The 14346-nt window shown below is 74.0% G+C and carries 9 protein-coding genes, 1 tRNA gene and 3 riboswitches; of the genes, 9 read left to right on the top strand and 1 reads right to left on the bottom strand.

The window, feature by feature from the left end; translation table 11 throughout:
- Positions 1 to 27: 27 nt before the first annotated feature.
- Positions 28 to 1005 (bottom strand): NAD(P)-dependent oxidoreductase, encoded by a 978-nt coding sequence (locus H6X67_RS08255; protein WP_249369593.1) that lies wholly within the window; start codon positions 1003 to 1005, stop codon positions 28 to 30.
- Positions 1006 to 1088: 83 nt separating this feature from the next.
- Here H6X67_RS08255 and H6X67_RS08250 point away from each other — a divergent pair, with 83 nt between their 5' ends.
- The 9 genes from H6X67_RS08250 (at position 1089) to H6X67_RS08210 (ending at position 14187) form a co-directional block, all read left to right on the top strand.
- Entirely contained in the window at positions 1089 to 2537 is a 1449-nt protein-coding gene (locus tag H6X67_RS08250) for an NCS2 family permease (protein ID WP_249369595.1), read from the top strand.
- A 189-nt stretch (positions 2538 to 2726) separates the two neighbouring features.
- Positions 2727 to 4130, top strand: a complete 1404-nt coding sequence (locus H6X67_RS08245; RefSeq protein WP_249375373.1) for an MFS transporter — start codon at positions 2727 to 2729, stop codon at positions 4128 to 4130.
- Positions 4131 to 4228: 98 nt separating this feature from the next.
- Complete coding sequence (locus tag H6X67_RS08240) at positions 4229 to 4900, top strand: metal-dependent transcriptional regulator (RefSeq protein ID WP_249368813.1); 672 nt, start codon at positions 4229 to 4231, stop codon at positions 4898 to 4900.
- 260 nt (positions 4901 to 5160) lie between these two features.
- Positions 5161 to 5311: riboswitch (cyclic di-AMP (ydaO/yuaA leader) on the top strand.
- Between the two features lies 1 nt (position 5312).
- A complete protein-coding gene (locus H6X67_RS08235) occupies positions 5313 to 6056 on the top strand; it encodes a C40 family peptidase (RefSeq protein ID WP_249368814.1) in 744 nt (247 codons plus the stop codon).
- Between the two features lie 269 nt (positions 6057 to 6325).
- Positions 6326 to 6476, top strand: a riboswitch (cyclic di-AMP (ydaO/yuaA leader).
- Between the two features lie 7 nt (positions 6477 to 6483).
- Positions 6484 to 7254, top strand: coding sequence for a C40 family peptidase (locus tag H6X67_RS08230; RefSeq protein ID WP_249368815.1), 771 nt, complete (start codon positions 6484 to 6486; stop codon positions 7252 to 7254).
- 225 nt (positions 7255 to 7479) lie between these two features.
- A riboswitch (cyclic di-AMP (ydaO/yuaA leader) is annotated at positions 7480 to 7629 on the top strand.
- Between the two features lie 7 nt (positions 7630 to 7636).
- Positions 7637 to 8389 carry a C40 family peptidase gene (locus H6X67_RS08225; RefSeq protein WP_249368816.1) on the top strand — a complete coding sequence of 251 codons (753 nt, stop codon included), beginning with the start codon at positions 7637 to 7639 and terminating at the stop codon, positions 8387 to 8389.
- A gap of 264 nt (positions 8390 to 8653) precedes the next feature.
- Positions 8654 to 9595: a universal stress protein gene (locus tag H6X67_RS08220; RefSeq protein ID WP_249368817.1), complete on the top strand. Its 942-nt coding sequence runs from the start codon at positions 8654 to 8656 to the stop codon at positions 9593 to 9595.
- Positions 9596 to 9718: 123 nt separating this feature from the next.
- A tRNA-Arg gene (locus H6X67_RS08215) sits at positions 9719 to 9791 on the top strand.
- A 172-nt stretch (positions 9792 to 9963) separates the two neighbouring features.
- Positions 9964 to 14187: a DNA helicase gene (locus tag H6X67_RS08210; RefSeq protein WP_249368818.1), complete on the top strand. Its 4224-nt coding sequence runs from the start codon at positions 9964 to 9966 to the stop codon at positions 14185 to 14187.
- Positions 14188 to 14346: the final 159 nt, after the last annotated feature.

Raw genomic sequence — 14346 nt, 5'->3', positions numbered from 1 at the left:
GCGCACGGGACCCGCTCAGCACTGCTCTCAGCGCCGGACGAGGGCCTCCAGGCCCGTGACCGGCTCGCCCACGGGCGTGGCCTCGACCAGGGCCGCGTTCCTCAGCACGCGCTGCGCCGCGCCCACCGGGCGCCCACCGGCCGCGTGCGGGGTGATGACGACGTTCGGGGCGTCCCACAGCCCTGACCCGGCCGGCAGCGGCTCGGGGTCCGTCACGTCCAGCCCGGCGGCGCTCAACGCCCCCGCGCGCAGCGCCTCCTCCAGCGCCACCTGGTCCACGGTCGAGCCCCGGCCCACATTGACCACCACGGACCGCCGGGGAAGGAGCGCCAGGCGCTCACGCGACAGCGCCCCCGCCGTCGACGGCGTCGAGGGCAGCACCATGACGAGCAGGTCGGTCTCGGGCAGGACCGACTCGACATCGTCCACCGCGACCACCTCGAGGCCCGCACGCTCACCCGCGCTGCGGGCCACCCCGCGCACCGTGGCCCCGAAGGCCGTGAGCAGCCTCGCCGTCGCCTGCCCGATGGCCCCGAAGCCCCACACGAGCACGCGCGCACCCAGCAGGGTGGTCAGGCGCTGCGGGTCGTCGAGCGGCTGCGCGCCGCCGATGCCGGCGAGCCACTCGCGCCGGTCCGCCGCGCGCACCACCTGAGGGAGGCGGCGCACGCAGGCCAGGGCGAGGGCCGCGGCGTGCTCGGCCACGGTGAGGTCGTGGAAGTGGCGGCCCGAGGTGATGGCCACCGACTCGTCGAAGCCGGCCGCGAGGACGCCGTCGGGGCCGGCGGCGAGGGTCTGGATCCAGCGCAGGCGGGTGAGGTACCCGGCCATCTGGGCCAGGACCGTGGGGTCCCCGTTGCCGCCGCCTCCCCACAGCACCATCGCCTCGGCGTCGCGGTGCTCGACCGGCACGGGCTCGGACTCGTTGAAGAGGACGACGTCGTGCCCGGCCCGGCGCAGCGGGGCGGGGTCGAGGTGGCTGGTGTCGGACAGCAGGATCTTCATGGGCCCAGCCTCGCACGGGGCGCCCGCCGGTGTGACGAGCATCCCGGCGCGGGAGGTGGGCCACCTGAGGAAGAATCCGGTGCGTGAGTGCAACAACCACGTCCCCCAGCTCCCAGAGCGCGCAGGCACCCACCAGCGCCCTCGACCGTTTCTTCCACATCACCGAGCGCGGCTCCACCGTCGCCCGTGAGGTCCGTGGCGGCTTCGTCACGTTCTTCGCGATGGCGTACATCCTCGTGCTCAACCCGCTCATCCTGTCGGCGACGAGCGACGTCTCCCCGACGGCGATCGCCTCCGGCACCGCCGCCGTCGCCGGCGTCATGACGATCCTCATGGGCCTGGTCGCCAACTTCCCGATGGGCATGGCGGCCGGCCTGGGCATCAACGCCATGGTCGCCTACACGCTCGTCGGCATGAACGGCATGACCTACGCCGACGCCATGGGCCTCATCGTCATCGAGGGCGTCATCATCCTCGTCCTGGTGCTCACGGGCTTCCGTGAGGCGGTCTTCAAGGCCGTCCCCGCCTACCTCAAGACGGCCATCAGCGTCGGCATCGGCCTGTTCATCGCCCTCATCGGCCTCATCAACGCCAAGATCGTCGGCCCCGGCGGCACCCCGCTCGAGCTCGGCCTGGGCGGCAGCCTCCAGGGCTGGCCGGTCCTCGTCTTCCTCTTCGGCCTGTTCCTCATCGTGGTGCTCTACGTGCGCCAGGTGAAGGGCGCGATCCTCATCGGCATCCTGTGCTCCACCGTCATCGCCGTCGTCATCGAGGCCATCGCGCACCTGGGCGCCTACAACGCCGAGGACAACCCGACCGGATGGTCCCTGTCGGTGCCTGCCCTGAGCGGCTCGCCGGTGTCCCTGCCGGACTTCTCCACCTTCTTCCAGTTCAACATCCTGGGCTCCATCGAGAAGGTCGGCATCGTCTCCGTCGTCCTGCTCGTCTTCTCCCTCATGCTCGCGGACTTCTTCGACACGATGGGCACGATGGTCGCCGTCGGCTCCGAGGCCGGGCTCCTGGACGAGCAGGGCAACCCGCCGCGCATGCGCGAGATCCTCGTCATCGACTCCCTGTCCGCGGTCGCCGGTGGTGTCGGCGGCGTGTCCTCCAACACCTCCTACGTCGAGTCCGCCTCCGGTGTCGGTGAGGGCGCTCGGACGGGACTGGCGGCCGTGGTCACGGGCGTGCTCTTCCTCGCCTCGATGTTCCTGGCCCCGCTGGTGACGATGGTGCCCTACGAGGCGGCGACCCCCGCCCTGGTCATCGTCGGCTTCCTCATGATGATGCAGGTGACGGAGATCGACTGGAAGCGCCCGGAGATCGCCCTGCCGGCCTTCATCACGATCATCATGATGCCCTTCTCCTACTCGATCACGAACGGCATCGGCGCGGGCTTCATCGCCTTCCTCGTCGTGCAGCTCGCGCGCGGCAAGGCCAAGGAGGTCCACCCGCTCATGTGGCTCACCTCGATCCTGTTCGTCGTGTACTTCACGCTCGAGCCGATCAAGGCGATCCTCGGCGTCGGCTGACGCCCGCGCAGGCGGCCCCGTCGCGGCCGCCACGCACGTCCCGCTCATGAGCGCGAGGCGGCGGCCCCCACCGGGCCGCCGCCTCGTCGTCGGGCGTAGGATCATCACAACCGCCCGGACGGTCGTTTGCCGGGCGGTCACGCCGCACCGACCCACCGACCCGCACGCAACCAGAGGCATCCGTCACCCGTGTCCACGCCGTCCAGCACCTTCGACTCCCTGAGGTTCCACAACTACCGGATCTGGTTCCTCGCGGCCCTCGTCGCCAACACGGGCACCTGGATGCAGCGCGTCGCCCAGGACTGGCTGGTGCTGCGCGTGCTCACCGACGACTCCGCCTCCGCCACCGGCGCGACGACGGCGCTGCAGTTCCTGCCCGCCATGCTCTTCTCGGTCCACGCCGGCCTCATCGCGGACCGCGTCGACCAGCGCCGCTTCCTCATCGCCACCCAGACCTTCATGGGCGTGGTCTCCCTGCTGCTCGGGATCGACGTCGTCCTCGGCCACGCCGAGCTCTGGCACGTCTACCTCGCCGCCCTCCTGTCCGGTCTTGGGGCCGCCTACGACGCCCCGGCCCGCCAGGTCTTCGTCTCCCGGATGGTGCCCCCGAGCCACCTGTCCAACGCCGTCGGGCTCAACTCCGCCTCCTTCAACGCGGCCCGTCTGCTCGGGCCGGCGGCCAGCGGCGTCGCCATCGCCTGGGTGGGGCCCGGCTGGGTCTTCATCCTCAACGCCGCGAGCTTCCTCGTGCCCGCCGCCGTCCTGCTGCTCATGCGGGTGTCCGAGCTCTACGACGTGCCCCGCGTCGCACGCGCCAAGGGGCAGCTGCGCGAGGGGCTGGCCTACGTGCGCTCGCGCAGCGACATCGTCGTCATCATCGTCGTCATCTCCGTCGTCTCGATGCTCACCCTCAACTACCAGGTGACGATGGCGGCCATGGTGCGCAGCGCCTTCGACCTCGAGTCCGACGCCTACGGCAACGTCTCCTCCGTCTTCGCCGTCGGCTCCCTCGGCGGCGCCCTGTGGGCCGCGCGCCGCAGGGCGCCGCGGGTGCGCACGCTCGTGGTCGCCTCCTTCCTCCTGGGCGTCTTCACCCTCCTCATGGCGGCCGCACCCACCTACCCGCTCTTCGCCCTGTCCACCATCCCCGTGGGCCTGTGCGTGCTCACGGTCCTCACCAGCGCCAACCAGACCGTCCAGCTCTCCACGGAGCCCTCGATGCGGGGGCGCGTGATGAGCATCTACATGCTCTTCTTCCTGGGGACCACCCCGATCGGCTCGCCGCTCATCGGCTGGGTCTCGGACCAGTGGGGGCCCAGGAGCGCGATCGCCGTGGGCGGGGCGGCCGCCGTCGTCGTCTCCGTCCTGGCGGGGCTGTGGGCCGGCAGGCACTGGCAGGTCGGGCTCGCCTACTCCTCCTCGCGCCCCTTCCTGTCCACCGTGGGGCCGCGCGAGCGGGCCCTGGAGGCCGGGCGGGTGGGCGCGGCGGGCGCGGGGCTCCCGGCCGAGGAGGGGGCCGCTGAGGGGTCCGCGCCCCGGTCGGGCGGCGGTGGGGACGACGGCGACGACGCCCGTCCCGGGACCGTGTCCTGACCGGCCGATATCCTGCCGGGAGCGGTTGAAGCCCCCAAGGCCCGCCCGCCGTCCGCACCCGGGACGGCGCGGGCCGCAGCCCCGAGGAGGACCCGACTATGAGCGAGCTCATCGACACCACCGAGATGTACCTCAAGACGGTCTACGAGCTGGAGGAGGACGGCGTTCTTCCGCTGCGCGCGCGCATTGTCGAGCGCCTGGGGCACTCCGGCCCGACGGTCTCCCAGACGGTGGGGCGCATGGAGCGCGACGGGCTCATCCGGGTCGCTGAGGACCGCTCCCTCGAGCTGACCGACGAGGGCCGGCGCGTGGCCACCGAGGTGATCCGAAAGCACCGCCTTGCCGAAAGGCTGCTGCTGGACGTCATCGGGCTGGACCCGCGCCTCATCCACGAGGAGGCCTGCCGCTGGGAGCACGTCATGAGCGAGCAGGTCGAGGACCGGCTCACCGCGATCCTCGAGGACGTCACCACCGACCCCTTCGGCAACCCCGTGCCGGCGCGCGCCGTCGGCCACCCGCGCCCGGCCGCCGAGGACCTGTCAGCGGACCGCGCCGTGCGCGAGGGCGAGGCTGAGGGCCGCGTGCGTCGCATCGGCGAGCCCATCCAGGCGGACGCCGGGCTCATCGCCGAGCTCATCGACGCCGGCATCGTCCAGGGCGCCCGGGTGCGGCTGCGGCGGGTGAGCGGCGGCGTGCGCATTGTCTCCGACGCCGAGGACCCCGTCGTCCTGCCCAACGACGTCGCCCGGCACCTGTTCCTCGTGCGCTGACGTCTTGTGCGCTGAGCGCGCAATCCGTGTGCCGCCTGTGTCAGACGTAGGTCATACCGGTGGCCGGTCTCTCCCCAGGATCCCGGAGGAAGGCCGGTTCTCCTCGCAGATGCTGTGATCCTCCCGTGCGGCGTGAGGACGCATCTCACGTTGGCGGGGGCTCGGGATCCACGGCCGGGGCCGCTAGCGTCTAGCCCGCGCACGCCAGTGGGTGCGCCGTGTGAGGGGCGGAGCCAAAACCTGCCGGGGCCCCGGGGCGCGTAGCAGACCAGCAACCGGCAGGTCCGGGGGAACCAATCCTGGTCAGGGCGGCACGCGCCGCCAGGGCCTTGGGGTGAAGCCCACTTCGGTGGGCCGGGCGTCTCCAGCCCGAACCCGACAGCTCACCCCGTCGGCTCTCCAGGAGAACACCATGACCACCAGCACCAAAGCGCGTCATCGCGCGCAGACCCGCGCGATCACGCCGTTGACGGGCGCAGGCCCGGCCGCGCGCCGCAGCCTCGCCGTCGCCGCCACCTCCGGCCTGGCCCTGACGATGATCGCCTCCAGCGCGAGCGCGGACAGTGACGAGAACCAGGCCCTCGCCGCCTCCGCGGGCACCCTCAGGGTCGGCCCCGCCGCCCAGGCGGGGGCCCTCGCCACCACCAACGCCGCGATCACCGTGGGCGCGGGCTCGGCCCAGGCCGCCGCCGTCGACGTCGTCGAGGCCGCCTCCGTCCAGGTCGAGACCGCCGAGGAGGCCGCTGCCCGCGAGGCGGCCGAGATCGCTGCCGCCGAGGCCGCTGCTGCTGAGGCCGCCGCTGCGGCGCGGGCCGCCCTGGGGCAGAACGTCACCGACCTCGCCATGGGCTTCGTCGGCTCCCCCTACGTGTGGGGCGCGGCGGGCCCCTACGCCTTCGACTGCTCCGGGCTCGTGTCCTACGTCTACGGGCAGATGGGCGTGTCCGTCCCGCACTCCTCGGCCTCGATCCGCTCGATGTCCGGCGCGACCGTGGTCTCCGCCTCTGAGGCCCAGCCCGGGGACATCATGTGGTGGTCCGGCCACGTGGCGATCTACGCCGGCGACGGCATGATGATCTCGGCCGAGTCGGAGTCCGTCGGCGTCAGCTACATGGCGGTGCGCTCCGGTGCCGTCTACCTGCGCGTGAGCGCCTGAGGGGCGTGCCGGCGCCCGAGGGGCGCTGACGCGCTGCGTGGTGCGGGGCCACTCCCCGCGGGCCCCGCGCCGGTCGGCCCCGCACCACGCCCAGCCCTCTCAGAGTCGCCTTAAGGACTGTGTGAGGGAGGCTTCCAGGATCGGCACAGGTGTAACGTGCCTCACGGAGATGGGTGCGATCTCTCCGTGACGCCGCCAGCCCGCTCCGGTAGCGTCTGCGGTGGACGTCCCCTAGGGGAGGTCCCCCAGCCCGAGGCTCAATCCTGCCGCTCGGTCCGGGGCCAGAAGCACAGGCAGGAACGGGGGACCCAATCGTGGTTCCGGAGCCGTCCGGGACCTTGGGGTGAAGCCCACTTCGGTGGGCCGGGCGTCTCCAGCCCGAACCCGACAGCTCACCCCGTCGGCACCACAGGAGAAGAACCGTCACATGACCACCCGTCCCGCGGCCCGTCACCGCCAGGCCTCCCGCCCGCTGACGCCGCTGTCGAGCATCGCCCCCTCCACCCGTCGTGGCCTTGCCGTCGCCGCCTCCTCCGGTCTGGCCCTGACGATGATCGCCTCCGGTGCCAACGCCGCCTCCGGCACCGAGGTCGCCGAGTCCGCCGGCTCGCTGGACGCCTCCCTGGGCACCCTCACCGCCGAGGTGCGCACCGCCGTCACCACCAACGCCCCCATCGCCGTCGCGGCCTCCGCGCAGGAGGTCGCCTCCGACGCTGCCGTCGAGGTCGAGACCGCGGACCAGGCCGTTGCCCGTGCCGCCGAGGAGCAGGCCGCCGCTGAGGCAGGGGCTGCCGCTGAGACCGAGCAGACTGAGGCTGCGGCCCGGGAGGACTCCGCCCCGGCCTCCACCGTGACGGCGGCCCCAGCCGCCAGTGCCTCCGGCATCGCCGCCACCGCCATGCAGTACGTCGGCTCCGCCTACGTCTACGGAGGCTCCGGCCCCTACTCCTTCGACTGCTCCGGCCTCGTGTCCTACGTCTACAGCCTGCACGGCATCTCCCTGCCGCGCACCTCGAGCGGCATCGGCAGCGCTGGCACCGCCGTCTCCGCCGCCGAGGCCCAGCCCGGCGACGTCATGTGGTGGCCCGGCCACGTCGCCATCTACGTCGGCGACGGCATGATGGTCTCCGCCGAGACCGAGGCCGTCGGCGTCGCCTACATGCCGGCCCGTGGCGGTGCGACCTACCTCCGCTTCTGACCCCACCTCACGCGTCCCACGCGGCGCCCCCTCCGAGCGGAGGGGGCGCCGTCGCGTTCCGGGCGACCCGCGGACCCGCCGGGCGCGGGTGTGGCGGGCGTCACCGCCTGTTGTGTGGGGTCCATAACGAAAGCGTGACGCGGTGGTGCACTCTCGGGTAGCGTCCTCGGTGGCGCCGACCTCGGCCGGCGCTGTCGTCGGAGCGGGGCTCAGTCCTGCCGCTCGCTCCGGTGGCTCCCAGAACACGGCAGGAACGGGGGAACCAATCTCGGTTCCGGAGCCATCCGGGACCTTGGGGTGAAGCCCACTTCGGTGGGCCGGGCGTCTCCAGCCCGAACCCGACAGCTCACCCCGTCGGCACCCCCAGGAGAACATCCCGCTTATGACCACCCGTCACCGCAAGGCCTCGCGACCGCTGACGCCGCTGTCGAGCATGACCCCCGCTACCCGTCGTGGCCTTGCCGTCGCCGCCTCCTCGGGACTGGCGCTCACCATGATCGCCTCCGGCGCCAACGCCGCCTCGAGCGCAGCCGTCGCCGAGTCCGCCGGCTCGCTGGACGCCTCCCTGGGCACTATCACGCTCGAGGCCCGCACGGCAGTCACCACCAACGCCGCCATCTCGGTCAGCGCCGCCGCGCAGGAGGTCTCCTCCGACGCCGCCGTCGAGGTCGAGACCGCGGAGCAGGCCGCTGCCAGTGCCGCCGAGGAGCAGGCCGAGTCCGCCCAGGACGCCGAGGGCCCGGCTGCTGACGACTCCACTGAGGCCGGCTCCGGCTCGGCCGCGGTCGCCGTCGCCAACCCGAGCGGCTCGTCCATCGTCGGCATCGCCCTGCAGTACCAGGGCGTCCCCTATGTCTCCGGCGGAGCCGACCCCTCCGGGTGGGACTGCTCCGGCTTCGTCCAGTACGTCTACGCCCAGGCCGGCATCTCCCTGCCGCGCACCACCTACGCGCAGGCCGCCGCGGGCACGCTCGTCTCCGCCGCCGAGGCCCAGCCCGGCGACATCGTCTACTACGGCTACCACGTCGGCATCTACGTCGGTGACGGCATGATGATCGACGCCGGCACCCCGTCCACCGGCACCGTCTACCGCGAGATCTGGGGCGCCCCGAGCGGCTACGTCCGCATCGGCTGACGCCGTTCCTGAGCACGCCTGGCGAGGGCCCCGACCGAGCGCGGTCGGGGCCCTCGACGTTGCGCGCCCACGGTCGCCGGGGCGGACGCACCGCCCGGGTGAGCGCCTCGCTCCCGAGCAGGCGGCCCCGGGCACCGCTCTCGAGGACGGCGCGCACGCCCGGGCGCCGGAGCGGAATCTGAGAAAGTGGTTTGGAGCACAGTGCCCCTTCGATACAGAATGGGGGTGTCGGACACCCGACGCCCGAAGAAAGGGGCAGAACCCATGAACGAAGACAAAGTCGTCCTCGTCGGCGTGGACGGATCACCGGAGTCGCTGGGAGCGGTGGACTGGGCGGTCGCCCGCGCTGCTCGCAACGGCTGGCGCGTCCACATCCTGTGTGCCTACTCCCTCCCCTCGTTCACCACCGCCTCCCTCGACGGCGGCTACGCGGCCCTGGATGACAGCACCATCCGCGCCGGGGCCCAGGCCGTCGTCGACGAGGCCGTGGCCCGGGCCCAGGGCCAGGGCGTGAAGGTCACCAGCTCGCTCGAGACGGGCGACCCGGCCGGCGTGCTCGTGGACCTCAGTGACGAGGCCGCCCTCACCGCCGTCGGCACCCGCGGCGGCGGAGGATTCGCCGACCGCCTCCTCGGCACCGTCTCCTCGGCCCTGCCCGCGCACTCCCACTGCCCGACCGTCGTCGTCCCGCGCCACACGGAGGGTGCCGACTACACGCCGGTCAAGCGCATCGTCGTCGGCGTGGACGGCTCGGAGTCCGCGCGCAAGGCCCTGCGCCACGCCGTGCGGGAGGCGGAGGCCTGGGGCGCCGAGCTCACCGCCGTCGCCGCCGTGCCCATGGCCACCGGGGCCGGGGCCCTGGCCTGGCTGCCCGCCGCCGTGGACCGCGACCAGGTCCTCGCCGACGTGAGGGCGGGCCTCGACCGCACCATCGCGGAGGCGTTGGAGGGCCACCCGGGGGTCACCGTGCGCCGTCACGCGCTCGACGGCAACGCCGCCCAGCTCATGAGCGAGTTCTCCACGGCCGTTGACCTCGTCATCGTCGGCTCGCGCGGGCGCGGAGGCTTCTCCGGCCTGCTGCTGGGCTCCACGAGCCAGGGCGTGCTCTCGCACGCCGCCTGCCCCGTCATGGTGGTGCCGTGGCGCGTCAAGGAGGGCGACACCGCGCCCGAGCGCAACTCCGGCACCCCGTGGGGCCGCGCCTGAGCCGGCGGACGGGTGACTGCCCCGACCGGCCGCCCCGGCCCGCCGCGTGCGGACCGGGGCGGTTGCGCACGGGCGGGGCGCGGGTGCGGGGCACGCGCCCGACGCTGGTAGTCTTGCCACCAGGCCCTCGTAGCTCAGGGGATAGAGCACCGCTCTCCTAAAGCGGGTGTCGGACGTTCGAATCGTCTCGGGGGCACGTACATGGAGCCCCGGCCGGCCGGCCGGGGCTCCACGCGTGTCCACTCCCGCCGGGTCCGGCCAGGAGGCCAGGCTCCGGCGGGACCGTTCCGCATCACCCAGGTGTGCTCCCGCCCCTGCCCCGGTGCGCCGCCGCGGCGTGCCACCGACCGCCCGATATGTTGTGGGATATGACGCCCTCACTCTTCTCATTCGGCCGCAACCGCCGCGAGACCGCCGCGTCCCAGGACGTGCCGGAGGGCACCACCGCCTCCGCGCCGGCGCACGACGCCCCGGCCGAGGCCACCGCGCCGCCCGTCCCGGCACCGCTCAGCGCCCGCTCCCAGGCGGTGGAGGAGGCCCTGGCCACCTGGCGCCAGGAGCTCGTCGACCTCGGTGGCGTCGCCAGCCTCGACGACATCACCCTGCTCGACGGCGTCGTCGACCTCACGGCGGCCCACCCCTCGGGGATCGCCCAGCTGTACGCCGGCCGCGCCACCCTCCTGTCCAGCCTCGTGCGTGAGCGCAGCGCCCTCGGCGTCGCCCGCCAGTCCCTGCGCGAGGTCGCCGGGCGCACGGACCTGCTCGCCCGGCAGTTCGGCGTCGCCCCCGTCTACCTGGCCATCGGCGTCGCCTCCTGGACCCAGGTGGTGGAGCCCGACGGCGAGGGGCCCGTCGCGCTGGGGCCCTCCGACGGCGACCGTGCGGCTCAGGCGCCCGGGCCCGCCGGTGACGGTGACGAGCCCGCGGCCGGGTCCGAGGACGCCCCTGCCGACGACGCCGACGCGGAGCCGGCCCCCGGCCCCCTCACCCGCAGCATCAACGCCCCGGTCCTCCTGCGCCCCGTGCGCCTGGCCGCCACCAGCACGGACACCGCCATCACCCTCGACCCCTCCGTCGAGCTCAACCCGGTCCTCACCCGGGCGCTGCGCGAGGCCGGCTCCAGCGCCGACGTCGAGGCCCTGGCCCGCGCCTCCCTGTCCGCCGAGGGCTTCACCCCCCGAGCCGCCCTCACCCGCATCGGCGCGCTCGGACGCGAGCTCCTCACCGACTTCGTCGTCCACGAGCGCCTGGTCATCGGCGCCTTCGTCCACCCTGGCCAGGCCCTGGTCGAGGACTTCGACGCCACCCTCGAGCGCTCGCGGGCCTCCGCCCTCGTCGCCGCCCTCGCCGGTGACGAGCCCGCCCGCCAGGCCCTCGACGTCGTCCTGCCGCCCGCCCGGCTCACGGACCGCGCCCCCGAGCGGGAGCGGGGCGCCGGGGACCTCGACGTCGCCCAGCTGGCCGCCGTCGAGGCTGTCTCCTCCGGTGCCTCCATCCTCCTGGACGCGCCCCCGGGCTCCGACGTCGCCGCGACCCTGGCCGCCGTCGTCGCGGACGCCGCCGCCTCCGGCCGCACGGTCCTGCACGTGCCCGCCACGAGCGCGGACGGGCACGCCGTCGCCGACGCCCTGGGCGAGCTGGGGCTGGGCGGCCTGGTCCTGGACCTCACCGAGGACCCGGCCTGGCGCCGCCACGCCGCCGAGGCCATCAAGGAGTCCCTGGGCGCCCAGCCGCCGGAGCTGGACGTCGCCGCCATCGTCGACCTGCGTGAGCGCCTGACCGCCCTGCGTGAGCGCCTGACCGGCAGCGTCGACGCCCTCCACGAGGTCCGCCAGCCCTGGGACGTGTCCGCCTACGAGGCGCTTCAGCAGCTCGCCGAGCTCACCAGCGGCCGTGCCCGCACCCGCACGACCGCTCGCGTCGCCGGGCACGGCCTGCCGCGTCTGGACGAGGCGGGGCGCGAGCGCGCCCGCACCCTCCTGCACCGCGCCCACAGCCTGGGCGTCCTGAGCCGGCAGAGCGCGTCGTCGGCCTGGAACGGCCTGACGGTCACGGACATCGACGAGGCCACGGACGCCCTCACCCGGCTCAGCCGCCTGGCCGACGACCTCCTGCCCTCGGTGCTCGGGGACGTCGTCGACGCCGCCTCCACCACGGGCATGACCCGCGCCACCACCCTTGCCGAGTGGATGGAGCAGCTGGAGGTGCTGGACAGCATCCGCGACAGCCTCGACGTCTTCGTGCCGGAGGTCTTCGAGCGCTCCGCCGCCGACATGGTCATCGCCACCGCCACCAAGCAGTGGCGCGAGGAGCGCTCCCTGCAGATGACCGCCTCGGACCGACGTCGCTTCTCCAAGCAGGCGAAGGACCTCGTGCGTCCCGGCCGCGCCGTGGGCGACCTGCACGCCGAGCTCGTCAAGGTCCAGCACTCCCGTGAGAGGTGGCGCAGCCACCACCCCGACGGCGGCTGGCCCCGGCTCCCGCAGCACCTGGACGTCATGGAGGACTGCGCCGCCCAGGCCCGCCAGGCCCTCGAGGAGCTGCAGCCCCTGTTCGGGACCGCCGCTGACGCCCCGGTCCTCATCGACCTCGACCTGGACGAGCTCCTGACCCGGGTGCGGGCCCTGGCCGACGACGACGTCACGGCCCAGAAGCTGCCCGAGGTCAACCGGGTCGTCGGCGAGCTGGGAGAGCTCGGGCTCGCGCCCCTGCTCGCGGACCTGGCCGAGCGCGGGGTGCCGGACGAGGAACTGGACGCCGAGCTCACCTACTGCTGGTGGGCGTCCCTGCTCAGCCGCCTCCTGCGCGAGGACCCGCGCCTGGCGGGCCTGGACACCGGGGCGCTGGCCGAGCGGGCCGAGGCGCTGCGCGACCTGGACACCATGCAGGTGGACACCCTGCCGGGGCCGGTCGGCCAGGCCTGGGCGGACCGCGTGCACGCCGCCGTCGAGGCGGACAAGGAGCAGGCCCGCTCCCTGTACGTGGCGCTGTCGCGCGAGGACGGCGTGCCGCTGCGGGAGATCCTGGCGCACCACCCGGTGGCGATGGTCGCCAAGCCCGTGTGGATCGTGCCGCCGACCCTGGTGCCGCAGGTCCTCGACCCCCAGGCCGTCGTCGACCTCGCCGTCCTGGACGCGAGCGCCCCGATCCCGGTCTCGCAGGTGCTGCCGGCCTTCGTGCGCGCCGAGCAGGTGCTCGTCGTGGGCGACCCGCGCCGGGCCACGAGCGGGCTGGCCTCGGAGCTCGGCCCGCTGCTGCCCTCCGTGACGCTGCCGACGACGCGCAACACCCTGGACGCTGAGATCGCGGCCTTCCTGGCCCGCAACGGCTACGAGGACGTGGTGGAGGCAGTGCCCGCACCGCCGGGGGCCTCAGGTCTGAGCCTCGACCTCGTGGACGGCAGGGGCATGCCCGCCCCGGGGCAGACGGCTGTGGAGTCGGTGCCGGCGGAGGTCGAGCGCGTGGTGGACCTCGTCATCGAGCACGCCCTCACGCGCCCGGAGGAGTCCCTGGGGGTCGTGGCCCTCAACCCCCGCCACGCGGAGGAGCTGCGCAGGGCGACGACGGCGGCCGCCGCCGGGTCGCCGGCGTTGGAGGGCTTCTTCGCGGGGGGTGTCGCGGAGCCCTTCGTCGTCGTCGACCTCAGTGAGGCCCGTTCCCTGCGCCGCGACCACGTGATCATCTCGGTCGGCTACGCCAAGACCCCGCACGGGCGCACGATCCACTCCTTCGGCGCGGTCTCGGGCGCCGGCGGGATGGTGGGCCTGGTGGAGGCCCTGTGCGCCTCGCGCGGCACCACCCAGGTGGTCTCGAGCCTGGGGGCTGAGGACATCGACCCGGACCGCCTGCACTCGCCGGGCTCCCGCCTGCTGCGCGAGGTCCTCGTGCGGGCCGCGGGTCAGGGCGTCGAGGAGGCGCAGGCCCAGGAGCAGTCCCCGGACCGTCTCCTCGTGGACCTGGCGGAGCAGCTGTGGCGCAAGGGCCTGACGGTCGTGCCGCGCTACGGCCTGGAGGGCGGTGTGCGCATCCCGCTGGCCATCGGGCACCCGGACTACCCGGGTGAGCTGTTCGTGGCCGTGCTCACCGACGACGCCGACTACGTGGCCGAGCGCAGCCTGCGCCGCCGTGACCGGCACTGGGTGGAGCGCCTGCGCCGGCGCGGGTGGCGGGTGCACATGGCCTTCTCCGTGTCCCTCTTCGTCGACGCCGAGGCGGAGGCGGCCGCGATCGAGGAGCAGGTGCTGGCGGTGCTCAGCGCCCGCGCGGAGGCCGCGGCCCCGGTGGTCGCCGCGGTCCCGGCGCGTGTCGAGGACGCGGATGCCCTGCCCGGTGAGGACGGCGTCGGGGGGCAGGACGGCGGCGAGGCCGGGGAGCCGGTGCGCGGCCTGCGCCCGCCGATCGCCCAGGGCCTGCCCCTGCAGGCCTACTCCGACGACCAGCTGGACGACCTGGTGGCCTGGATCCGTTCCGACGGCGTCGAGCGGGAGGAGGCCGAGGAGGTCGAGGAGCTGCGCGCGACGCTCGGACTGCTGCGGCGCGGCTCCGGTATCGACGCGGTGCTCGCGAACGCGGTGCGCCGCTCGCGGGCGTGAGCGGCGTGGGGCGCGAGCGCCGTCGGGTCGTCGCGCTGTCGGCGGCGGACCGCGAGCGCGTGGCCCGGGGTGAGCTGCCGGAGGCGCAGGCCGAGGTGGAGCGGCGCCGGGGCGTGGACGCGCTGACGCAGGCGCGCGCGCGGCAGGACGGTGCGGGTG

The organism is Actinomyces sp. AC-20-1 (genome assembly GCF_023369555.1).
Taxonomy (GTDB): Bacteria; Actinomycetota; Actinomycetes; order Actinomycetales; family Actinomycetaceae; genus Actinomyces.
Note: the sequence above shows the minus strand (reverse complement) of the source record. Positions and strands in the feature narration are given on the sequence as shown.